Annotated in this window: 21 protein-coding genes and 2 pseudogenes; 4 read left to right on the top strand and 19 right to left on the bottom strand. The window is 73.0% G+C overall.

From position 1 onward, the window contains the following. Positions 1–2: 2 nt before the first annotated feature. The 7 genes from ABZV06_RS20605 to ABZV06_RS20575 form a co-directional block, all read right to left on the bottom strand. Positions 3–617 (bottom strand): LUD domain-containing protein, encoded by a 615-nt coding sequence (locus ABZV06_RS20605; RefSeq protein ID WP_355623401.1) that lies wholly within the window; start codon positions 615–617, stop codon positions 3–5. Then, positions 599–2,020 carry a LutB/LldF family L-lactate oxidation iron-sulfur protein gene (locus tag ABZV06_RS20600; protein WP_355623398.1) on the bottom strand — a complete coding sequence of 474 codons (1,422 nt, stop codon included), beginning with the start codon at positions 2,018–2,020 and terminating at the stop codon, positions 599–601. The genes ABZV06_RS20605 and ABZV06_RS20600 overlap by 19 nt, the downstream gene beginning before the upstream one ends. A 20-nt stretch (positions 2,021–2,040) precedes the next feature. Continuing rightward, positions 2,041–2,796 carry a (Fe-S)-binding protein gene (locus tag ABZV06_RS20595; protein WP_355233572.1) on the bottom strand — a complete coding sequence of 252 codons (756 nt, stop codon included), beginning with the start codon at positions 2,794–2,796 and terminating at the stop codon, positions 2,041–2,043. A gap of 19 nt (positions 2,797–2,815) precedes the next feature. Beyond that, on the bottom strand, positions 2,816–3,565 hold the full coding sequence (locus tag ABZV06_RS20590) for an SDR family oxidoreductase (RefSeq protein ID WP_355233570.1): 750 nt from the start codon (positions 3,563–3,565) through the stop codon (positions 2,816–2,818). Continuing rightward, the gene (locus tag ABZV06_RS20585) at positions 3,562–4,413 is read right to left on the bottom strand and encodes a fumarylacetoacetate hydrolase family protein (protein WP_355623395.1); all 852 of its coding nucleotides are present in this window, start codon (positions 4,411–4,413) and stop codon (positions 3,562–3,564) included. Before ABZV06_RS20585 ends, ABZV06_RS20590 begins: the two co-directional genes overlap by 4 nt. Before the next feature lie 195 nt (positions 4,414–4,608). Beyond that, entirely contained in the window at positions 4,609–5,493 is an 885-nt protein-coding gene (locus ABZV06_RS20580) for an MHYT domain-containing protein (RefSeq protein WP_355623392.1), read from the bottom strand. A gap of 165 nt (positions 5,494–5,658) precedes the next feature. Beyond that, on the bottom strand, positions 5,659–8,460 hold the full coding sequence (locus ABZV06_RS20575; RefSeq protein ID WP_355233564.1) for a DEAD/DEAH box helicase: 2,802 nt from the start codon (positions 8,458–8,460) through the stop codon (positions 5,659–5,661). Between the two features lie 86 nt (positions 8,461–8,546). On the opposite strand from ABZV06_RS20575, the gene ABZV06_RS20570 reads away from it, so the two are divergent. Continuing rightward, positions 8,547–9,317 (top strand): HAD-IA family hydrolase, encoded by a 771-nt coding sequence (locus ABZV06_RS20570; protein WP_355233562.1) that lies wholly within the window; start codon positions 8,547–8,549, stop codon positions 9,315–9,317. Between the two features lies 1 nt (position 9,318). On the opposite strand, the gene ABZV06_RS20565 is transcribed toward ABZV06_RS20570, so the two are convergent. Further along, positions 9,319–9,717: a hypothetical protein gene (locus tag ABZV06_RS20565; RefSeq protein ID WP_355623389.1), complete on the bottom strand. Its 399-nt coding sequence runs from the start codon at positions 9,715–9,717 to the stop codon at positions 9,319–9,321. After that, positions 9,714–10,010 (bottom strand): hypothetical protein, encoded by a 297-nt coding sequence (locus ABZV06_RS20560; protein WP_355623387.1) that lies wholly within the window; start codon positions 10,008–10,010, stop codon positions 9,714–9,716. Before ABZV06_RS20560 ends, ABZV06_RS20565 begins: the two co-directional genes overlap by 4 nt. A gap of 159 nt (positions 10,011–10,169) precedes the next feature. On the opposite strand from ABZV06_RS20560, the gene ABZV06_RS20555 reads away from it, so the two are divergent. Next, positions 10,170–11,066: an EamA family transporter gene (locus ABZV06_RS20555; RefSeq protein WP_355623475.1), complete on the top strand. Its 897-nt coding sequence runs from the start codon at positions 10,170–10,172 to the stop codon at positions 11,064–11,066. On the opposite strand, the gene ABZV06_RS20550 is transcribed toward ABZV06_RS20555, so the two are convergent. From ABZV06_RS20550 to ABZV06_RS20525, 6 genes are all read right to left on the bottom strand, one after another. Then, the gene (locus tag ABZV06_RS20550; protein ID WP_355623384.1) at positions 11,029–12,009 is read right to left on the bottom strand and encodes a diacylglycerol kinase; all 981 of its coding nucleotides are present in this window, start codon (positions 12,007–12,009) and stop codon (positions 11,029–11,031) included. The two genes, ABZV06_RS20555 and ABZV06_RS20550, sit on opposite strands and share 38 nt — an antisense overlap. A 101-nt stretch (positions 12,010–12,110) precedes the next feature. Further along, positions 12,111–13,064: a twin-arginine translocase subunit TatC gene (gene tatC / locus ABZV06_RS20545; RefSeq protein WP_355233544.1), complete on the bottom strand. Its 954-nt coding sequence runs from the start codon at positions 13,062–13,064 to the stop codon at positions 12,111–12,113. Positions 13,065–13,082: 18 nt separating this feature from the next. Beyond that, on the bottom strand, positions 13,083–13,397 hold the full coding sequence (gene tatA, locus ABZV06_RS20540; RefSeq protein WP_355623381.1) for a Sec-independent protein translocase subunit TatA: 315 nt from the start codon (positions 13,395–13,397) through the stop codon (positions 13,083–13,085). Positions 13,398–13,555: 158 nt separating this feature from the next. Continuing rightward, positions 13,556–13,801, bottom strand: a complete 246-nt coding sequence (locus tag ABZV06_RS20535) for a hypothetical protein (RefSeq protein WP_355233540.1) — start codon at positions 13,799–13,801, stop codon at positions 13,556–13,558. 10 nt (positions 13,802–13,811) lie between these two features. After that, positions 13,812–14,876, bottom strand: coding sequence for a YafY family protein (locus tag ABZV06_RS20530; protein ID WP_355233538.1), 1,065 nt, complete (start codon positions 14,874–14,876; stop codon positions 13,812–13,814). Beyond that, positions 14,873–15,871, bottom strand: a complete 999-nt coding sequence (locus ABZV06_RS20525; RefSeq protein WP_355623378.1) for a WYL domain-containing protein — start codon at positions 15,869–15,871, stop codon at positions 14,873–14,875. The genes ABZV06_RS20530 and ABZV06_RS20525 overlap by 4 nt, the downstream gene beginning before the upstream one ends. Positions 15,872–15,990: 119 nt before the next feature. Here ABZV06_RS20525 and ABZV06_RS20520 point away from each other — a divergent pair, with 119 nt between their 5' ends. Both ABZV06_RS20520 and ABZV06_RS20515 read left to right on the top strand, forming a co-directional pair. Further along, positions 15,991–16,983, top strand: a complete 993-nt coding sequence (locus ABZV06_RS20520; RefSeq protein ID WP_355623375.1) for a cation diffusion facilitator family transporter — start codon at positions 15,991–15,993, stop codon at positions 16,981–16,983. Positions 16,984–17,042: 59 nt separating this feature from the next. Next, positions 17,043–18,107, top strand: a pseudogene (locus tag ABZV06_RS20515) (DUF3866 family protein); the annotation flags it as partial. Positions 18,108–18,207: 100 nt separating this feature from the next. Here the strand turns inward: ABZV06_RS20515 and ABZV06_RS20510 are convergent. The 4 genes and pseudogenes from ABZV06_RS20510 to ABZV06_RS20495 form a co-directional block, all read right to left on the bottom strand. Beyond that, a complete protein-coding gene (locus ABZV06_RS20510) occupies positions 18,208–19,311 on the bottom strand; it encodes a branched-chain amino acid ABC transporter permease (protein WP_355623372.1) in 1,104 nt (367 codons plus the stop codon). Next, positions 19,308–20,198 (bottom strand): branched-chain amino acid ABC transporter permease, encoded by an 891-nt coding sequence (locus ABZV06_RS20505; protein ID WP_355245133.1) that lies wholly within the window; start codon positions 20,196–20,198, stop codon positions 19,308–19,310. The genes ABZV06_RS20510 and ABZV06_RS20505 overlap by 4 nt, the downstream gene beginning before the upstream one ends. Before the next feature lie 131 nt (positions 20,199–20,329). Next, positions 20,330–21,037, bottom strand: a pseudogene (locus ABZV06_RS20500) (ABC transporter ATP-binding protein); the annotation flags it as partial. A gap of 116 nt (positions 21,038–21,153) precedes the next feature. Further along, a partial coding sequence (locus ABZV06_RS20495; RefSeq protein ID WP_355623370.1) for an ATP-binding cassette domain-containing protein occupies positions 21,154–21,553 on the bottom strand: 400 nt, incomplete at its 5' end.

The raw sequence follows: 21,553 nt of genomic DNA, 5'->3' as shown, positions 1-21,553 counted from the left end.
CCTCAGGGCAGTAGGAGGATGTGCAGGCGGCGGGGGCCGTGCACGCCCTCCACGCGGATCAACTCGATGTCGCTGGTGGCCGACGGTCCGCTGATCCAGGTCAGTGGGCGTTGCGGCGTCAGCCGTCGCAGGGCCTCGGGCACGGTGGCCACGACCTGGTCGGCGCGGACCACGCACACGTGCAGGTCCGGCAGCAGGCTGAGCACACGGCGTCCCTGGTCGGGCGAGCCGTCGAGGACCACCGTCCCGGTCTGGGCGATGGCGACGGCGGCGGCGGTGACGACGCCGTCCGCCGCGCCGATCCGCGCGTGGTCGAGGCCGTCGTCGGGCAGCGCGGTCACCGTCGCCGGCAGCCACGCGGGTGACAGACCCGGGGGTACGACGACAGTGCCGCCCGCCGGCAGGATGTCGGCGATCGTGTCGGCGACGGCGGCCTCGGTGATCCGGTGCACGTGGGCCCGGTAGTCGGTCAACCGCTGCGCCAACTGGTCGAGGTCCACGTCGGCGGTCCGCCGGTAGTCGCGCGGCACCGGTGTCGGGGCCTGGGTACCGGCGGCGAGCGCGGCGCGGAGCCGGCCGAGGACGAGGTCCCGGGAGGTCACCGCTCGGCCCACCATTCGCGGAACGTCTGTGCCGGCGGGTCGGGCAGGTCCCGGCTGGCGGTCCAGCCGTTCAGCGGCGGGGGCAGACCTCGACCCCGCCGACCGGCGAGCCGGCTCAGCCGGGCCGCGCGCTGCCCGGCCGCGTACAGCCGGGGTCGGTCCATCGTGTACGCGGCGGCGGCCATCGCGATCGACTCGGCGGTGGGCCGCTGCCGCGACTCGACCACCTCGGCGCGCAGGTGTACCAGCAGCTCCGGAATGTTGATTTTGACCGGGCAGGCGTCGTAGCAGGCACCGCAGAGCGTCGACGCGTACGGCAGGGACGCGTTGTCCTCGATGCCGGTGAGCTGCGGCGACAAAATCGCGCCGATGGGCCCCGGATACACCGACCCGTACGCGTGCCCGCCGGCACGCTCGTAGACCGGGCACACGTTGAGGCACGCCGAGCAGCGGATGCACCGCAGCGCCTGCCGGCCGACCTCGTCGGCGAGCACCGCGCTGCGCCCGTTGTCCAGCAGGACCAGGTGGAAGGCCTGCGGTCCGTCGCCCGGGGTGACGCCCGTCCACATCGAGGTGTACGGGTTCATCCGCTCCCCCGTCGAGGCCCTCGGTAGGAGTTGGAGGAAGACCTCCAGATCGCGCCAGGTGGGCACCACCTTCTCCACACCCATGACGGTGATGAGGGTTTCCGGCAGGGTGAGGCACATCCGGCCGTTGCCCTCGGACTCCACCACGGCGAGGGTGCCGGTCTCGGCGACGGCGAAGTTCGCGCCGGACACCGCCACCGGCGTCCTCAGGAAGGTCTGGCGCAGGAACCGGCGTGCGGCGGCCGCCAGGGCCGGCGGGTCATCGGTCAGCGCGGGGTCGACGCCGGGCATCTCGCGGAGGAAGATCTCGCGGATCTCGGCGCGGTTGCGGTGGATCGCGGGTACGAGGATGTGGCTCGGCCGGTCGTCGCCGAGCTGCACGATCAGCTCCGCGAGGTCGGTCTCGACGGCGGTGATCCCGGCCGCCTCCAGGGCCTCGTTGAGGCCGATCTCCTGGGTCGCCATCGACTTGACCTTGATGACGCGGTCCGCGCCGGTCGCCTGGACGAGGTCGGTGACGATGCGGTTGGCCTCGACGGCGTCCGCCGCCCAGTGCACCACACCACCGGCTGCGGCGACCTTCACCTCGAGCTGTTCCAGCAGCTCGGGCAGGCGGTGCAGGGTGTCGGCCTTGATGGCCGCGCCGGCCGCGCGCAGCTCCTCCCAGTCGGCCTGCTCGGCGATCACTGCTCCGGACTTGGTCCGGATCGTCGTCGTCGCGTGCCGCAGGTTGCGCCGCAGTTGCGGGTCGGCCAGGCTGCGCCGCGCGGCGCTCGGAAACGACTCGTCGCCGCGCAGGTGCCCCACGCCGGGCGGCGCGGTCGTCGGCATGCCGAGGAACGTCGGGCGGGTCACGACCGGGCCGCCGCTGCGCCGCTGGTCTCCGTCGACGCCAGGATCTCGGCGAGGTGCACGGTGCGCACCCCGGTACGCAGCCGCGACAGTCCGCCGCCGATGTGCATGAGGCAGGACACGTCGCCGGCGGCACACACGTCGGCGCCGGTGTCCAGCACGTGACGCATCTTGTCCGCCAACATCGCCGTGGACGTCTCCGGGTTCTTCACGGCGAACGTGCCGCCGAAACCACAGCACTGCTCCGCCGCCGGCAACTCGACCAGGTCGAGGCCGCGCACCTCGCGCAGCAACTGTCGCGGTCGGTCACCCACCCGCAGCATCCGTAGCGAGTGACAGGTCGGATGGTAGGTGACCCGGTGCGGGTAGTACGCGCCCACGTCGGTCACCCCGAGCACGTCGACGAGCAGCTCCGACAACTCGTACGTCCGCTCGGCCACCGACTCGGCCCGGCTGGCCAGACCCTCGTCACCCGCACGCCGGGCCACCATCGCGTGCTGGTGGCGTACCGACCCGACGCAGGAGCCCGACGGCGCGACGATCACGTCGTACCTGTCGAAGGTCCGCACGTGCCGGCGCACCAGCGGCACGGCCTCGCGCTGGTAACCGGTGTTGACGTGCATCTGCCCGCAGCAGGTCTGCTCGGTCGGGAAGACCACGTCGTGGCCGAGCCGTTCCAGCAGCCGTACGGTCGCCGTGGCCGCCTGCGGGAACATGGTGTCGGCCAGGCAGGTCACGAACAGTGCGATCCGCACGGCACACCCCCGCCCGTCGTCACGGCCGGACCCGCAGGTGGGTGACACCGCCGTCGACGTCCAACACCGTACCCGTGGTCGACGCCGAGCGCGGCGACGCGAGGTAGAGGATCGCGTTGGCGACCTCGTCCGGGGTGACAAGTCGTCCGATGGGTTGGCGGGCCTGCAGCGCCGCGCGTTCGGCGGCCGGATCGTCCGCCTGCGCCAACAGCCGTCCGACCCAGGGCGTGTCCGCGGTGCCCGGGCAGACGCAGTTGAACCGGATGCCCTCGCGGACGTGGTCGGTCGCCATGGCGAGGGTCAGCGACAGCACGGCGCCCTTGCTGGCCGAGTAGAGCGCGCGGCCCGGCAGGCCGTTGAGGGCCGCGATGGACGAGAGGTTGACGACCGACGCGTGGTCGGAGTGACGCAGCCAGGGCAGCGCGGCGGTGACGACCCGCGCCATGCCGACCACGTTGACGTCGAGCACGCGGTGCCACTCGTCGTCGCTCTGGTCGGCGACGGTGCCGGTCGCGCCGATACCGGCGTTGTTGACCACCACGTCGAGGCCGCCGAGCGCCTCGGCGGCCGCGGCGACCGCCGCGTCCACCGACGGCCGACTCGACACGTCGGCGGTGATGCCGACGATGCCATCTTCAAGCCCGCTCGGGTCGAGGTCGAGGACGGCCACCCGGGCGCCTCGGGCGCGCAGTTCCACGGCCGTCGCGCGACCGATCCCGGATGAGCCGCCCGTGACGATCGCGGCCAGCCCGGCGAACTCCGGGGTCATGCCGCCACCAACGTCTGACGTGCGCGGCCCAGGCCGGCGACCTCCAACTCCACCACGTCACCGGCGCGCAGATAGGGATGGTCGGGGAGGCCGAGCGCCACCCCGGCCGGCGTTCCCGTGTTGATGACGTCGCCGGGGTACAGGACCATGAACTGGCTGAGGTACCACAGGACGTGCGCCACCGGGAAGATCATGTTCGCGGTGGACCCGTCCTGGCGGAGCACCCCGTTGACCCACAGGCGCAGCGCGAGCGACTGCGGGTCGCCGACCTCGTCGGCCGGCACGAGGCTCGGCCCCAGCGGGTTGAAGGTCTCGCAGCTCTTGCCCTTGTCCCACTGGCCGCCACGCTCCAACTGGAAGGCGCGCTCGGACACGTCGTGCGACACCGCGTACCCGGCGACGTGCCGCAGGGCCTGCTCGGGAGACTCGGCGTACCGGATGGTCTTCCCGACGACGACCGCGAGTTCGACCTCCCAGTCGGTCTTGGTCGAACCACGCGGAACGAGGACGTCGTCGTACGGCCCGACGACGGTCATCGGGTCCTTCATGAAGACCACGGGCTCGGCGGGCAGTGCCGCGCCGGTCTCCGCAGCGTGGTCGCGGTAGTTGAGCCCGATGCAGACAATCTTGGCGGGACGCGCCACCGGTGCTCCCACCCGCAGGCTGTCCGCGTCGGGCAGCTCGGCCAGCTCGCCGCCGTCCAGCGCCGCCCGCGTCCGCGCGATCCCCTCCGAAGCCCAGAACGTCCCGTCCAGGTCGGCGGTGAGTGGCCGCAGGTCGAAGGTCGTACCGTCGTGCTGGACGACCGGGATCTCCTGGCCGCTCGGTCCGAGGCGCTGGAAGTTCATCTCACCCTCCTCTGTGTCCGGTTGACTCGCGGGGTGGCGGACACCCCCGCATTCAACACCGACACACCGCGCCGGTCGCACGGCGGGATCGCCTCGGTCAGCGGGATGAGACGCGGCCGTCGCGCACGGGCGAGCACGCCCGGCATCGCCGCGACGGCCTCGCAACGGCGGCGGTTCGGTGGCGGCCTGGCGGCGTCAGCGCGGCGGCGTGTCCCGGCGGGACGGGAACGGGGTGCCGGGCTGCCCGAGGGTGGAACGGGCGCGCAGCCCGACCGGGTCCGGGGCGGCCTCCGGCGTGACCGGCGCGGACGTCTGGGCCCGACGCGCGTCCAGGTACGCGGTGGCGGCCAGGTCGTCGTCGGTGGGAGCGGCGAGCAGGGCGTAGAGCAGCCCGACCACCCCGAAGATCACCGCTACGACGATCGGCACCAGCAACGCGCTCACCCCGGCGCCGGTCACCCCACCCGAGCGTTCGTGCAGGTGCACCGAGAGCGCGCTCATGCCGGTGAAGTGCATGCCGTTCACGGCGACGCCCATGACCAGCGCGGAGCCGAAGATCGCCAGGCCACGCCGGACGGTCATCGCGAGCCACAGCGCGACGGTCGCGGCGACGACCGCGATCACCACCGAGAGGACGACGCGGGTGGTGTCGTAGCCGAGGCTGCCGTTGAGGCGCATCGCCGCCATGCCGGTGTAGTGCATGGCGGCGACGCCGGCACCGGTGAACACGCCGCCGGTGACGAGGCGTACCGGGTTCAGTTGGCCGGTGCCGACGATGGCCAGGCCGATGCCGACCGCGACCACCGCGATGACGGTGCTGGCGGCGGTGAGCGGCACGTCGTACCGGATGCGGGTCCCGTCGACGGCGAAGCCGAGCATGGCCATGAAGTGCATCGCCCAGATGGCGGTGCCGCCGAGGGCCCAGGCGGACAGAAGGCCCCACCAGGCGCGCTGCCCGGCGGTGCGGGCCCCACGGATACGGCCGGCGCAGACGAGCCCGAGGATCGACCCGAGCACCGACAGCGCGTAGCTCAGCGCGGGCGTGATCCACCCGTACTCAAAGTGATTGATGTCCGCCACGGCGGTTGCTCTCCCCATTCGTTACCGGCGCGCAGGAACGGCGCCGGGGTAATGATCAGGTGTGCTCCGAGCAGGCGCAATAGCACCCTCGGGCTATTCGCGGGGTGCCTTTGTGGTGACCGTACGATGCGTCGATTCGCCGAGGCCGTTGACCGAAAGTGATTATCAGGCAGAGGTGTGGTACGCCAGCACACCTCGGTTGATGGCCGCGATCGCCTGTCGAGCCGTGGAGCGCAGCTCCGGCGACGCGCCACCGGAGTCGGAAAGTTGACCAAGCAGGTCGACGACCTGCCGCGCCCAGCGGACGAAATCACCGGCGGGCATCTCGCCGTCGATCTCGTGCCCGCTGCCGAGCACCTTGGCCAGAGCCTCACCCCGCGCCCACCGGTAGACCGGCCAGGCGAAGCCCAGATCCGGCTCCCGGGTCGCCGCAAGCCCGCGCGCGGCCTCGTCCGCCTCGATCTCGCCCCACAGCTTCAGCGTCTCGTCCACGGCGTCGGCCACCGGGCCGCGCGGCAGGGACGCCCGCTCGTCGACGTCGCGGCGCGCCTCGAAGACCACCACGGACACCGCGGCGGCCAGCTCGGCCGGGGACAGCCCGTCCCAGACGCGTCGGCGCAGACACTCCGCGACCAGCAGGTCCGCCTCGGTCCAGATCCGGCCGAGCATCCGTCCGGCGTCGGTGACCGCGCCGTCGCGGGCGAGGTAACCACGGTCGGTCAGCAGCGCGACGATCCGGTCGAACGTCCGCGCGAGCGACCCGGTACGCCCGGACACCCGCTCGCGCAGCTCCTCGGTGTCGCGCTCCAGACGGTGGCGGCGCTCCGCCCAGCGGGCGTGCTCCTCCCGCTCCGGGCAGGCGTGACAGGGGTGGTTGCGCAGTTCGGTGCGGAGCTGGCTGAGCCGGTGGTCCTCGCCGGGCGTCTGCCGGGAACGGCCACCGCGGCGACCTCCGTGCCGGTCCAGGCCGGTGCCGCTGACCTCGGCGGCCAGATCCCGCCGGGCACCCGGCGAGCGGTGGTTGAAGTGCTTGGGGACCCGGATGCGGGCCAACACCTCGGCCGGGGTGGTGAAGTCGCCCGGGCTGACCCGTCCCGCCCAGCGGTCCTGGGTGAGCACCAGCGGACGGGGTTCGCCGAACCCGCCGGTCGCCGGGTCCAGCACGACCGCCAGGCCAGCGCGCCGGCCCGACGGCACGCGGATCACGTCGCCGACCCGCAGGCGCTCCAGCGACGCCACGGCGGCGGCCTTGCGCTGGGTCTGCCCCTGCCGGGCGATGGACCTCTCCCGGTCGGCGATCGCCACCCGCAGCGCGAAGTACTCGTCGAAGTCGCCGTGGTGGCAGGCGGCCTCCGCGCCGTACGCCTCGATGGTCTCGGTGTTGCGCTGCACCTGCCGCGCCAGGCCGACCACCGACCGGTCGGCCTGGAACTGGGCGAACGAGGACTCCAGCAGCGCCCGGGCGGGCTCCGCGCCGACCGAGCCGACCAGGTTCACCGCCATGTTGTACGACGGCCGGAAGCTGGACCGCAGCGGATAGGTGCGGGTCGAGGCGAGCCCGGCCACGTGCCGTGGGTCGGTCTCCGGGGACCACACCACCACGGCGTGCCCCTCGACGTCGATGCCCCGTCGGCCGGCGCGGCCGGTGAGCTGGGTGTACTCCCCCGGCGTCAGGTCGACGTGCGCCTCGCCGTTGTACTTGACCAGGCGTTCCAGCACCACGCAGCGTGCCGGCATGTTGATGCCGAGCGCCAGGGTCTCGGTGGCGAAGACCGCCTTCACCAGGCCCCGGACGAACAACTCCTCGACGACCTCCTTGAACACCGGGAGCATGCCGGCGTGGTGGGCGGCGAGGCCGCGCTCCAGGCCGTCGAGCCACTCCCAGTAGCCCAGCACCGTCAGGTCCTCACCGGGGATGGCGGTGACCCGGGACTCGACCACCCGGCGGATCTCGGCGCGCTCCTCGGGCGAGGTGAGCCGCAGCCCTGCGGCCAGGCACTGCTGCACGGCGGCGGCACAGCCCGCGCGGCTGAAGATGAACAGGATGGCCGGCAACAGACCCTCGCGGTCCAGCCGGTCGACGATGTCCGGCCGGATCGGGCCACGCCAGCGGGGACCACGCCGACCGGCGCCCGGCCCGGCGCTGCGCCCCTCGCCCAACTCCAGCCGGCGCATCGTGTCGCGGGTGTAACGCAGCAGCTCCGGGTGCACGTCGTGCTTGCGGGCGGCGTCGGCGTCGTGGAACAGGTCGAACATCCGCTTGCCGACAAGCATGTGCTGCCACAGGGGCACCGGCCGGTGCTCGCTGACCACCACGGCGGTCTCACCGCGCACGGTGACCAGCCAGTCGGCGAACTCCTCGGCGTTGGACACCGTCGCCGACAGCGAGACCAGGGTGACCGACTCCGGCAGGTGGATGATCACCTCTTCCCACACGCCGCCACGGAAGCGGTCGGCGAGGTAGTGCACCTCGTCCATCACCACGTAGGCGAGCCCCCGCAGGGTGCTGGAACCCGCGTAGAGCATGTTGCGCAGCACCTCGGTGGTCATCACCACCACCGGCGCGTCGCCGTTGATCGCGTTGTCGCCGGTCAGCAAACCGACCTGCTCGACCCCGTACCGGGCGACCAGGTCGTGGTACTTCTGGTTGGACAGCGCCTTGATCGGCGTCGTGTAGAAGCACTTGCGCCGGGTCGTCGGCGTCGCCGCGCCGTCGGCCGCCGCCGGGTCGTCGGGCCGCCCCCGCAGAGCCAGGTGTACGGCGAACTCGCCGACCACCGTCTTGCCGGCGCCGGTCGGGGCGCACACCAGCACACCGCTGCCCCGCTCCAACGACTGACACGCCTCGCGCTGGAAGTCGTCGAGGTCGAACCCCAGATCGAGGGCGAACTCGTCCAGCGCCGGAAACTGTGCGGCCTGCGCGGCCCGGTGGCGCGCCGCGGCGTACCGCTCGGCGGGGCTCGACATGGCACCAAGATTAGTGCGTGTCGGGACAGTGCACCCCACAAGGCCGTCCCGAGGGGTCGTCGGCGGGGGTCGGTAGGGTGCACGGCGTGCCGGACCATGCCGAACCGCCCCAGACCAGTCCGCCGGGCAGTGCCGCGGATGCCACCACGGCCCGGGCGTCGCGACGGCCCGTCAAGGCGGTGCTCTTCGACTTCCACGGCACCCTCGCCCAGGTGGAGGAGCCTCGGCAGTGGGTGCGGGAAGCCGCGGCGGTGTGCGGCGTCACCCTGGACCCGGTCCGGGCCACCTCGCTGGCCGACCGCCTGCTCACCGCCGGCCGTGCGGGCGGGCCACTACCGGCCCGGGTTCCACCCCGGCTCGCCGAGCTGTGGGCCGACCGGGACCTCTACCCGCACGCGCACCGGGGGGCGTACACCGGGCTGGCCGAGACCGTGGACACGGGCATCGAGGGCTTCGCCGACGCGCTGTACGAGCGGCTGCTCGTGGCCGAGGGTTGGCTGCCGTACCCGGACACCGCCCCCACGCTGACCGCGCTGCGCGACGCCGGTGTGCGGGTGGCGGTGGTCAGCAACATCGGTTTCGACCTGCGACCGCACTTCGACGCCTGGGGGCTGACCGACCTCGTCGACGCGTTCGTGCTGTCGTACGAGGTGGGGCGCTGCAAGCCCGACCCGGCGATCTTCTGGCGGGCCTGCGGCATGCTGGGCGTCGATCCCGAGCAGACGCTGATGGTCGGCGACACCCCGGCCGACGCCGGCGCGGTGGCCGCCGGCTGCGCGGTGCTGGTGCTGCCGGCCGCCGACCCCGGCCGCGAGAACGGGCTGGGCGCGGTCCTGGACCTGGCGCTGCCCGCCTGAGTCAGGTCGGGATACGGATCACCGGCAGCTCGCCGTCGCCGTACCGGTCCTCCCCGGTCAGGATCGAGGCGTCATGGTCGAGCACGGCCAGCACCGTGGTGGCGAGATCGACCCGACCCGTCACCGTCCGCCAGTAGCTGAGCTCATGCCAGGAGCGCCCTTCGGTGGAGAGCACCGCACAGGCGTCCAGGGTCAGCAGCCGGTGCAGCGTCGTCCGGTCCTTCGGGTCGCTGACGATCGCCAAGGCCTCCGCCACGGTCACGGCGGTCACACCGAACCTGTTGCGGTCCTGGATGACTTCGTGCAGCGGCTCCCCGACATGCACCGAGCCCGCCAGGTACGCCAGTAGCGCCGACCGATCCAGCACGAGCCGGACCGGCCGGTCATCCCCGGCGCTCACGCGGCGGGCTGGTCGGCGGTGTCCCGCATGTGTTGGCGTGCCCGCTCACGCAGCGCGTTCCGCCGCTCCGGCGACCAGTCGGCCTCGACGGCGGCACGGCGGGCGCGCGCCTCGGCCACACCCTGGTCCGTGATCTGGATGCCCTGGTGGGCCAGCTCAGCGTCCAGGGCGTCCAGACGCATCCGATCCCGGACGGCCTGGGTGATGTAGGCGCTGGCGTTGGCCTCGCGCTCCAGGCGCTCCGCCACGTCGGGTGGGACGGAGATGGACAGTTTCCGCATCGCGCTGGTCATACCGGAAACCGTACGCTGGTAGCACCGCAGCGGCGAACACCTTCGGTCGTGTCGTGCGCTCGGGCGCCTGCGACGACGGTGGCTCGCGTTCGTCGGGCGTACCCCCCGGAGAGCCAGGGGGGCCGACCACCTAGCGTCAGGGCCGTGACGGACACCCTGCTGCCCACGTCGGCCCCGACCGACGCGCCACCCGAACGGCGCGGTGGCGTCGTCCCCGTGGCGCTGGTGCTCGGCGGGGCGCTGTCGGTGCAGTTCGGCTCCGCCGTCGCCGCGCTGCTCTTCCCCCGCACCGGGGTGGCCGGCGCGGTGACCCTGCGACTGACGATCTCGGCGGTGCTGCTGCTCGTCGTGTGCCGGCCCCGCCTGCGCGGGCACGACCGCTCGGCCTGGCTCGCCGTCGGCGCGTTCGGGCTGGCCCTGGCCGGCATGAACTCGCTGTTCTACCAGGCCATCGAGCGAATCCCGCTCGGACCGACGGTGACGCTGGAGGTGCTCGGCCCGCTCGCGCTGTCGGTGTTCACCGCCCGCCGGCTGGCGAGCTGGTGCTGGGCGGGGCTCGCGCTGGCCGGGGTGGCTCTGCTCGGGCAGGGTGGCTTCGACCGACTCAACCCGGCCGGCGTGGCGTTCGCCTTCGGCGCGGGCGCCATGTGGGCCGCGTACATCGTGCTCAGCGCCCGCGTCGGCGGCCGGTTCCCGGGTGCGGACGGGCTGGCCCTCGCGCTCACCCTCGCCGCGCTGGTCACTCTGCCGCTGGGCATCGCCGACGGCGGCGCGGTCCTGCTCGACCCGCCCGTGCTGGCCCTCGGCACCGCCCTCGCGGTGCTCGCCTCCGGCCTGCCCTACACCCTGGAACTGCTGGCGCTGCGCCGGATGCCCACCGCCACGTTCGCGGTGCTGATGAGTCTCGGCCCGGCCGCCGCCACCCTCGCCGGCTGGCTGGTGCTGCGGCAGGCGCTGACCGTGGCCGAGTGCGTCGCCATCGTGCTGGTCATCGCCGCCAGCATCGGCGCGGTACGGGTCAGCGCAGCAGCCGCAGAGCCCCCGGCACCGCGGTGATCGACACCGGCAGCCCCAGCGAGCGCTCCCCATCGGCGTACGTGACGATCCCCTCGGCGGCCAACTCCACCGTACGGGCCCGGTAGCTGCTCACCACCGGGTGGTCGACGTGGGTGCCCTGGTAGATGTACGGCTTGACCCGGATCATGGTCCGCCGGTCCGCCCGGCCGGCCACCACGACGTCGAGTAGGCCGTCGGTCGGGTCGGCGTCGGGGCAGATCCGCATCCCACCGCCGTACGACGGGCAGTTGCCCACCGCCACGAGCACCGAGTCCATCTCGTGGAGCACCCCGTCGAGGCGGATCGAGTAGGGCCGGGGCTTCAGTCGGGCCATCTCGATGAGGATCGCCAGGTCGTAGCGGCGAGGCCCGCGCGGCCACCGCATCCGGTTCGCCCGCTCGTTGACGATCGCGTCGAAGCCGGCCGCGAGGACCGCCCCGTACCAGCGTTCGGTGCCGTCGGCGCCGGTCATCCGGGCCAGGTCGACCTGGCGGCTCCGGCCGGCGCGTAGCGCTTCGACGATCACCTCCACGGCGGCGACGGGATCGGCCGGGAATCCGGTGTCGATCGCGAAGTCGTTGCCGGTGCCGGCGGGCACCGGTCCGAAGGGGATCTCGGTGCCGGCCACGGCCTGCAGCGCCCGGTGCACGGTGCCGTCCCCGCCGATGGCGACCAGCGCGCCCGCTCCCTCGGCGACCGCCGCCCGACAGGCCGCCTCCGCCTCGCCCGGAGTGGTCGCCGACAGCACCCGGACCGGGCGACCGGCGGCGGCCAGCCCGTCCAGCAGACGGGGCAACAGGGCCCGACGCCGTCCCCGACCAGCGGTCGGGTTGGCGAGAACGGCCACCGGGCCAGCGGCCGACACGGCGTCCTCCGCCGGTCCGGGCCGAAGATCTTTCGCGGTCACGGCCAGCACCGTACTCGTCGTACACACGTTGTTCATCCTTCGTTGGTAGCGCTCCCGGCGGCCGACCCGGTCGATATGCGTCGACGCCGCCCCCGCGAAGCGGGAACGGCGTCGACGGAACGGACGGCGCGAGGCCGTCAGGTCATGTCGTCGTAGCGGCGCTCGATGGGCGCCGGCTTCGCGATCGGCTCGGGAGCACCGATCGGCGCGGTCGCGTCGACCCGCTGCCCGGCCACGACCGGGTCCGTGTCGAACTCCAGCGGCGAGACCTCGTCGTCGTCGAGACCGGCGTAGACCTCCTTGCCGCGACCCCGCCGCCTGTCGTTGATGAACGCGATGCCCACCGCGCCGAAGTAGAGCGCGGAGAGGCAGACGGCCAGGGCGGTCATCCCGAACGGGTCGGGGGTGGGGGTGACCACTGCGGAGAACGCGAAGAACACGAAGATCGCCACCCGCCACCAGCTCAGCAACCGCTTCGCGCTGGCCAGGCCGACGAAGTTGAGCATCAGCACGATCAGCGGGAACTCGAACGCCACCCCGAACAGCAGGATCAGGTTGGTGACGAAGGAGATGTACCGGGTGACCTCGAGGTTCGTCGCGATGTCGTCGCCGGACACGTTGAGCAGGAACTCGAGGCCCTTCGTGGTGACGAAGAAGGCCAGCACCGCGCCGGCCGCGAACAGCGGCGCGGCGAGGGCCGTGAAGATGTACGCGTACCGCCGCTCGTGTCGGTGCAGGCCCGGCGCGATGAACGCCCAGAGCTGGTAGAGCCAGATCGGCGCCGCGATGATCAGACCCACCCACAGGCCGATCTTGAGGTTCAGCAGGAAGACGTCCGCCACGCCGAGCTGGACGAACTTGCACTTGCCGGTCGCCAGATCGATCGACTGCGGCAGGTCGCAGTACGGCTTCGACAGCAGCACCCGGACCGGCGTCGCCAACCAGATGCCGAAACCGAAACCGATCATGATCGCCAAGGAGGCGCGGAAGAGGCGGTTGCGCAGCTCACGGACGTGCTCGATGAGCGTCATCGAGCCGTCGGAGGCCCGCTCGAACTCGCTCGGGCCACGCTTACGCAGGGCGAAGGCCACGGTGCCAGGGCCCTTCGGTCAGTTGTCGCGGACGCGGTGCACCGGGTCGACGACCGGCTGCTGCGCCGGCGCCTGCTGGTACGGCGGCTGCTGCGGCTGCTCGGCGTACGGCGCCTGCTGACCGGCGTGCGGCGGCAGCGGCTGGTAGCCGGCCTGCGCGTCGGCCTTCTCGGCCAGGTCGCGGTCGTCGTCCTGCAGGCTCTTGGTCTCGGCCTTGATGATCCGCAGCGAGCGACCCAGCGAGCGGGCCGCGTCGGGAAGCCGCTTCGCGCCGAAGAGCAGGATCAGCACAACCACGAGAACGGCGATGTGCCACGGCTTGAGGGCACCCATGAGAAGCTCCAGTCGCTCTGTGTCCGGGGGGTGGTACGCAGCCCATCGTACGTGCGGATCGGTCGGATGCCACCCGCCGGGTGGTGGTGGTCCGGCCCGGCCGGTGAAGTCTTGACCAACGCGCGATGGTCCGTCAACCACACGGGCCGACGGCAGTGTCAGCCGCGCTTGGCCTTGATCAGCTCAAGGCGCTGCTGGGCGGTGTCGAGCTGACGCTGGACGCCCTCGGCGCGCTGCTGCAACGCCTCGGCGGTCTCCCGCAGCGACTCCGCCTCCCCGGCCCGGCGCTGCAACGCCTCGGCGGCGCGACGCAGCCGGGGCAGTCGGGCCAGCACCGGGCGCACGGCCAGCGCGAGCGCCACGAGTGGGAGCAGCACCAGCGCGAGCACGATCCAGATCAGCACGCCGGCCAGCCTACTGGGTACGGCCGGCCACCGCCGGATCGCCCGACGGCACGGCGGCTGCCGCGGCCGCCGGTTCGCCGTCGGGCAGCCGTGTCACCGGCGCGGGCACCGCGTACGCGTCGAGCGCGGCGGACGCGGACGCCCGGACCTGCTCGGCCAGCTCGACCGGGGCGACCACGGCGACGTCCGGGCCGAGGCCCAGCACGAAGCGTCGCGCCCACCCGAGGTCGGTCACGCGCAGCGAGACGAGCCACTGCTCGCCGTCGCCCGCCTCGACCCGCTCGCACGGGTAGTACTCGGTGATCCACCGCTCGCCCCGCCCGATCCGCAGGGTGATCAGCGGCAGGTCGGGCGACGGGCGGAAGACGCCCTCGGTGAGGTCGTGCGGGACGGCCTGCGGCGGGACGGTGGCCGGCTCGTCCAGCTCGGTGATCGCGTCGATCCGGTCGGCGCGGAACAGCCGGACCGCCTCCGCGCGCCGGCACCACGCCTCCACGTACGCCCGACCGCCGACCATCAGCATCCGCAGCGGATCGACCACGCGCTCGGTGGTCTCGTCCCGGGCGGCGGTGTAGTAGGTGATCCGCAGCGCCCGGCCGCCTTCCACGGCGGCGCGCAGCGCCTCGACCCGGCGGCTGTCCCCGGGCAGCCGCACCGCAACCGGGGCACCCACCAGGTCACCGGCGGCATCCTCGATCTTGGCGAGGGCTCGTTCGATGGCCTCCCGGTTGGCGACGCCGGGGGTCTCGGCGAGCATCCGCAGCGCCACCACGAGCGCGAGGGCCTCATCGGGGGTGAGCCGCAGCGGCCGGTCGATACCGGCGTCGTAGGTGATGGTCACCCGATCACCGTCGAAGGCCATGTCGATCAGGTCGCCGGGGCCGTACCCGGGCAGCCCGCACACCCACAGCAGCTCCAGGTCCTCCCGGAGCTGCCGCTCGGTGACGCCCAGGTCACCGGCCGCCTCGGCGACCTCGATGCCGGGGCGGGCCAACAGGTAGGGCACCAGGTTGAGCAGGCGCGCCAGCCGGTCGGCGGAGGTCTTGGAACCGCCACGGGCGGTCGGACGGGTCACCGGGCACCTCCCGAGACCGCCAGCTCGTCGTGGCGGACCGCGATCTCCTTGAGGCGCTGGATGACGGCCTCCCGGACCTCCGGCGGGTCGAGCACCCGCACGTCCGGGCCGTACCCGACGAGGTGGCCGGCCAGACCGTCCGGGTCGGCGTACGGCAGGACCAACCGGTCGCCGTCCGGCCCGGCGGTCACCTCGACCGCCCAGCGGCGCAGGCCGGCGGCCCGCCCCGGCGCGGCCAGCACGGTCGCCCGGCCGGTGCGCTCCACCGGCCCCGACCACCGGGCCACGTAGCTGATCAGGTCTTCTCCGGCCGGCGGCTGGTAGGCGCCGGGCGCACCGGTCACCCGGACCGTGCCGACGACCCGGGACAGGCGGAAGCAGCGGGTGGCGTCCCGGTCGAGGTCGTGACCGACCACGTACCACCGCCCCCGCCAGCAGACCACGCCCCACGGTTGGAGCCGGCGGCGGCTGGAGGCGTCCCGGTCGGGTACCCGGTAGTCGAACCCGACCTCGCGGCGGTCCCGGGCGGCGGCGGTCAGCGGCGCGAACGCGGGGTCGACGGTGACCATCGGCTCCAGGCCGAGGGTGGCCTGCGGGTCCACGTCCACCCCGGCGGCGCGCAGCTTGGCCAGCCCGGACGACGCCGCGGCGGCCAGCCCGGCGTGCTGCCACAGGCGCGCGGCGATGCCGACGGCGGCGGCCTCGTCCGGTTCGAGAGGGATGTCGGGCAGCGCATACTCACGGTGGGCGATGCGGTAACCCGGCTCGGCGTCGAAGACGCTGGCCGTGCCGGTCTCCAGCGGGACGCCCAGCTCGCGCAGCTCGGCCTTGTCCCGCTCGAACTTGCGCTGGAACGCCTCGTGGTCACGCGCGTCGTCGGGATCGTGCTCGTAGCCGGGCACGGTCGCGGCGATCTGCGCGGCGGTCAGGAACCGTCGCGTGGACAGCAGGCAGATCACCAGGTTGACCAGGCGTTCGGTGCGGGTCCGCGACACGCGGTAGACGCTAGCAGCCGACACGCCCAGGACGTGCACCCACGCGGGCGTGCCGCACACTTGTTCGGATCGGGCCTCTCCCCCGGCGCGCCGCCGCCCACGGTCATAGGGTTGCCCTCATGTCGCAAGCCGGGATGAAGACCGAGAGCGAGAGCGTCGGCACCGTGGTCGTCGCGGGCGTGGCCAACCTCGCCATCGCGGTCGCCAAGCTGGTCGCCGGCCTGATCTCCGGGTCGGCCGCGATGCTGTCCGAGGCCGCGCACTCGGTCGCCGACACCACCACCGAGGTGCTGCTGTTCCAGGCGCTACGCCGCGGGGCCCGCCCGGCCGACAAGCGACACCCCTTCGGGTACGGCAAGGAGGCCTACGTCTGGGCGTTCTTCGCCGCCATGTTCACCTTCGTGGCCGGCGCCGGCTTCGCCGTCACCCACGGCGTCACCACGATCCTCGTGCACGAGCACAGCGGCGACTACCTCGTGTCGTACATCGTGCTGGCGGTCTCGTTCGTCATCGAGTCGATCTCGCTGGCCCGGGCCGTACGGCAGGTTCGCCGCGAATCCGAGCGCTGGCAGACCACCCCCCGACGGTTCCTACGGCTCACCGCCGACACCACAGTCAAGGCGGTCTTCCTGGAGGACAGCGCGGCCCTGATCGGCCTCGTGCTGGCCGGGCTCGGCGTCGGCCTGTCGCACGCCACCGGCGACGAGGTGTGGGACGGCGTCGCGTCGATCCTGATCGGCCTGCTGCTGCTGACGGTCGCCGGGGTCCTCGCCGGCAACAACCTGTCGCTGCTGGTCGGCCGGGCCGTCCCGGAGCGACTCCGCCACGAGATCGAACAGGAGCTGGCCGAACTGCCCGAGGTGGACCGCATCGACACCCTGCTGACCATGCAGCTCGGCCCGGACGACATCCTCGTCGCCGCCAAGGTCGACTTCCGTGACGAGGCCACCGGCGCGCAGATCGAGGCCACCGCCGACGAGGCCGAGCGGCGGCTCACCGAGCGGTACCCGGAGATCCGTTTCGTGTTCCTCGACCCCACCCGCTCGCAGCCGGGCGCCACCGGCAACGCCCGACACACCCAGGCCGCGCCGCTCGGCGACGACCCCACCTGATCACGCCGGCGTCGCACCCGGTCGCGGTCCGCCGCGCCCGCGCGGCTAGCGTGCCCGTCATGGTGCGATGGCGTACGGGGACGGTGGCGGCGCTGCGGCGGCAGTGGACCGGGGCGGTGGAACTCGACGTCGACCTGCCCGACGGCACGCGCATGCGGGCGCTGGCCTATCCCGAGCTGGTCGGCACGCCCGAGCCCGGCGACCGGGTGCTGCTCAACGCCGGCGCGCTGCTGATGGGGTTGGGCACCGGCGGGTACGCCCTCGTGGTGGCGCTGCCGGACCGGCTGCCCCCGGACCCGCCGGACGCCGCCGACACCCGCGACGCCGGGCACCTGGTCAAGGCCCGCTACACGCCGTTGCAACCGATCCTGCTCGGCGTGGACGAGGAGGCCTCCCCGCACCGCGCCGTGCTGGCCGACGCCGACGACCTGGGCGGCATGCCGGTGGTGACCGCCGACCTGCACTCGGCGCTGCCGGCGATCCTGGCCGGCATCCGGGTCGACGCCCCGCAGGCGCGGGTCGCGTACCTGCTCACCGACGGTGGGGCGCTGCCGGCCTGGTTCTCCCGCACTCTCGCCGGTCTACGCGACGAGCTGGCCGGGACGATCACGGTCGGGCAGGCGTTCGGCGGCGACCTGGAAGCGACGACCCTGCACGGCGGTCTGCTCGCCGCCCGGCACGTGCTGCGCGCCGACGTGGCCATCGTGGCGCAGGGGCCCGGCAATCTGGGCACGGGCACCCGGTGGGGCTTCTCCGGCGTCGCCGTCGGCGAGGCGGTCAACGCGATCGCCACGCTCGGCGGGCGGCCGGTCGGCTCGCTGCGCATCTCCGACGCCGACCCCCGCCCCCGGCACAACGGCGTGTCGCACCACAGTCTCACCGCGTACGGCCGGGTGGCGCTCGCCCCGGCGGAGCTGGTGGTGCCCGACGGCCTGGACCCGGCCCTGGCCGCCGAGGTCGACGCGGCCCTGGCCCCACTGGCGGCCCGGCACCGGATCGTGACGGTGCCCACGGCTGGCCTGGACGCCGCGCTGCGCGCCAGCCCTGTCCCCCTGTCCACCATGGGCCGCGCCCTGGACGCCGACCACGCCTACTTCCTGGCAGCAGCAGCAGCCGGCCGCCACACCACAACCCACCTCCCCCAACCCCCACCCGGGCCGGCCGCCCGGGGGCCCGCGCGGGGCCGACGCGGGGGCGGGGGCGGGGGGTGGGGTGGGGGTGGGGTCAGGGACGGGGGCGGAGGGCTTTGGTCAGGGCGGTTAGGCGGGGGGCGAGGCTCGTCAGGCCTCCGGGGAAGAAGTAGACAGCCAGGATGAAGACCGTGCCGAGGACGAACAGGGGCTGACTCAGCGGGTGACTGAGGACGGCCGGCAGGTTGTCGACCGCGTCGCTCGTACCGAAGGCGGTGAGCCGGTGGTCCAGGTACATGTAGAGGACGCCGCCCAGCACCGGTCCCCACCGGGTGCCCGGCCCGCCGAGCACCACCATGACCAGCAGCGACAGGGTCAGCTCGGAGGACGTGATGTGCGGCGACGCGCCGCCGACGATCAGGACGTAGACCACCCCGCCGGCCGAGGCCAACCCGCCGGCCAGGGTGAACGCCACCAGCTTGTAGCGGTACGGGTCCAGCCCGAGCACACCGATCCGCCGCTCGTCGTCGCGCAGTCCGGCGAGCACCCGACCGGTCGGCGATCCGCTGACGCGGTGCACCACGAAGACCACCAGGGTCAGGTAGGCGAGCGCCAGCCAGTACAGGTTGACCGTGTTGGTCACCCCGACCAGCCCGGCGGGCAGGCCGGACACGTCCAGCGGAAGACCCTCCTCGCCGCCGGTCAGCCCACCGAAGTCCCGGGCCACCAGGATCGCCCCGACCTGGGCGAACGCGAGCGTGACCATGGCGAACGCGATGCCCACGGTCCGCAGCGCCACCGCGCCGAGCAGCGCGGCGAGGATGGTGCCGCCGGTGATGGTCAGCAGCGCCGCCTGCCACAGCGGCAGACCGGCCCGGGTGACGAGGACGTCGGTGCCGTACACACCGGCCGCGAAGTAGAGCGCGTGCCCGAACGAGAGCATGCCGGTACGGCCGAAGAGCAGGTCGTACCCGGCGGCCAGCCCACCGAAGATCAGACAGATGGCGAGGATCTGCAGGGTGCCGGGTGAGTTGACCGGCCCCTCGAAGATCCCCGGCAGGGAGATCGTCGAGTACGGCAGGATCGCCAGCACGGCCAGCGCGACGAGCGGCAGGAATGGCCGGACCCGACGCCACCGCCCCCGCTGCGGGGTCAACTCGTCCGGCACCTGCGCGGGAGGCGCGTCGATGACCGTCATGCCGTTGCCACCTTTCCGGCGATGCCCTGCGGGCGTAGCAGCAGCACCACGGCCAGCAGCCCGACCACGCAGATGTCGCCGAGCCCGGATGTGCCGTAGTAGTTGACGAACTGCTGCACCAGCCCGACCACGACCGCCGCGTACGCGGAGCCGACCACCGAGCCCATCCCGCCGATCACCACCACGATGAACGCGAAGATCAGCAGCGAGCCGCCCTGGCCGGGCGAGACGGTGCCGAAGTAGACCCCGCCGAGCGCCCCGGCGAGCGCGGCCGCCGCCCCGCCGATCGCGAAGACCAGGGTGAACGCCTTGCGGACGTCGATGCCGAGCGCGGTCACCATCTCCCGGTTCTCCACCCCGGCCCGGATCACCAGGCCGTACCGGGTCCAGCGCAGGAACGCCAGGATCGCGCCGAGCACCAGCACCGCCGCGATGATCAGCAGCAGGCCGCCGTTGGGCACCTGCGCGCCGAGTATTCCGGTCACCTGCCGCGTCCATTCCGGACGCGGGAACGGCCGCGCGTCGGCCCCCCAGGTGGCCTGGAGCAGCGCCACCCCGGCCAGCGACAGACCGACGGTGACCAGCACCTGCTCGATCGTGCGGGAGTAGAGCGGACGGATCAGCACCAGCTCGACAAGCACCGCCACCAGCGTGCCGGCGGCCACCCCGAAGGCGACCGCGAGCACGAAGCCGAACCCGTCCGACCCCGCGCCCGGCAGGTTGCCCGCCGCCCACCAGGTGCCGTACGCGCCCACGCCGAGGAACAGCCCGTGCGCGAAGTTGAGCACGTCGGCCAGGCCGAACACCAGGGAGAGACCGGAGGCGACCAGGAAGTACAGCGCCGCCAGGCCGAGCCCGGTCAGCGCCAACAGGATCACCGTGCTCATGCCGAGCCACCCTTCGTTCGCGACTGCGGGGCTCGCAAACCCGGCTCACTCCTCGCGCTCACCGGGCCACCCTTCGTTCGCGACTGCGGGGCTCGCAAACCCGGCTCACTCCTCGCACTCACCGGAACCTCCGAACCGACACCGAGCAGCGACTTCGTCAACGCGGTCTCCAGCAGCAACTCCTGCGCGTTGCCGGTCCAGGCGACCCGGCCCGCGGAGAGCACCACGGCGTCGCGGGCCAGTCGGCGTACGACGGCCAGGTTCTGCTCCACGAGCAGCACCGGCACCGACTCCGCGACCCGTTCCAACACCTCGGCCACCTCGGTCACCACCTTCGGCGCCAACCCCTTGGTCGGCTCGTCGACCAGCAGCAGCCGGTTGTCGTTGAGCAGCACCCGTCCGATCGCGAGCATCTGCTGCTGCCCGCCGGAGAGCGATCCCGCCCGTTGGCGTCCGCGCCGGTCCAGCTCCGGAAAGAGCGCGAAGACCTTGTCGTACGCCGGGGTGGTGCCCCGCCGCTCGGCGAGCCGCAGGTTCTCCGCGACCGTGAGGCCGGCGAACACGCAGCGGTCCTCGGGTACGTAGCCGAGCCCGCCACGGACCAGCCGGTGCGTGGGCCGGGCCAGCAGGCTCTGCGCGCCCATCCGGACGGTGCCGCGGACCTCCCCGGCGGGCGGGGTGAGGCCGACGATCGCACGCAGCGTGGTGGTCTTGCCGACGCCGTTGCGACCGAGCAGGACCGTCACGCCGGTCGGGGCGACGGTGAAGGACACCCCCTGGAGGATGTGCAGCCCGGAGATCCGGACCGACAGGTCCTCCACGGTGAGAATGGGTTCCAGCTGAGTTGCTTCCGTTCGCGACTGCGGGGCTCGCAAACCCGGCTCACTCCTCGCGCTCACAGCACCACCTGAGGTTCGCGACTGCGGGGCTCGCAAACCCGGCTCACTCCTCGCGCTCACAGCGCCTCCCCCAGGTAGGCCTCTTGCACCGTGGGGTTCGCCATCACCGTCTCCGGTGTGTCACAGGCCAGCAGCGCGCCGTGGTGCATGACGGCGATCCGGTCGGCCAGCTCCAGGATCACGTCCATGTGGTGCTCGACCATCAGCACCGAACGGCCGCTGTCGCGGGTCAACGACTTGATGACCGTGACCAGTTCGGGCACGTCCTCGGCGCTGACCCCGGCCATCGGCTCGTCGAGCAGCATCACCCGTGGCTCACCCGCGAGCAGCAACGCGATCTCCAACTTGCGCTTCTCGCCGTGGGCCAGGGTGCCGGCGAGGGCCGTACCCCGGTGGGCGAGGCCGACCCGGTCGAGCGCCGCGTCGGCGGCGGCGGCGACCTCCCGGTCGGCCCCC

Source organism: Micromonospora sp. NPDC005172, assembly GCF_040608555.1.
Taxonomy (GTDB): Bacteria; Actinomycetota; Actinomycetes; order Mycobacteriales; family Micromonosporaceae; genus Micromonospora.
This window is presented reverse-complemented; position numbering and strand designations above follow the sequence as displayed.

Coding starts and splice junctions, on each gene's coding strand:
- ABZV06_RS20575 (WP_355233564.1), bottom strand. CDS start 8,460: ATGTCGAGCCCCGCCGAGCGGTACGCCGCGGCGCGCCACCGGGCCGCG.
- ABZV06_RS20510 (WP_355623372.1), bottom strand. CDS start 19,311: ATGACGGTCATCGACGCGCCTCCCGCGCAGGTGCCGGACGAGTTGACC.
- ABZV06_RS20505 (WP_355245133.1), bottom strand. CDS start 20,198: ATGAGCACGGTGATCCTGTTGGCGCTGACCGGGCTCGGCCTGGCGGCG.
- tatA (WP_355623381.1), bottom strand. CDS start 13,397: ATGGGTGCCCTCAAGCCGTGGCACATCGCCGTTCTCGTGGTTGTGCTG.
- ABZV06_RS20600 (WP_355623398.1), bottom strand. CDS start 2,020: ATGCCGACGACCGCGCCGCCCGGCGTGGGGCACCTGCGCGGCGACGAG.
- ABZV06_RS20550 (WP_355623384.1), bottom strand. CDS start 12,009: ATGAACAACGTGTGTACGACGAGTACGGTGCTGGCCGTGACCGCGAAA.
- ABZV06_RS20590 (WP_355233570.1), bottom strand. CDS start 3,565: ATGACCCCGGAGTTCGCCGGGCTGGCCGCGATCGTCACGGGCGGCTCA.
- ABZV06_RS20560 (WP_355623387.1), bottom strand. CDS start 10,010: ATGACCAGCGCGATGCGGAAACTGTCCATCTCCGTCCCACCCGACGTG.
- ABZV06_RS20585 (WP_355623395.1), bottom strand. CDS start 4,413: ATGAACTTCCAGCGCCTCGGACCGAGCGGCCAGGAGATCCCGGTCGTC.
- ABZV06_RS20520 (WP_355623375.1), top strand. CDS start 15,991: ATGTCGCAAGCCGGGATGAAGACCGAGAGCGAGAGCGTCGGCACCGTG.
- ABZV06_RS20605 (WP_355623401.1), bottom strand. CDS start 617: ATGGTGGGCCGAGCGGTGACCTCCCGGGACCTCGTCCTCGGCCGGCTC.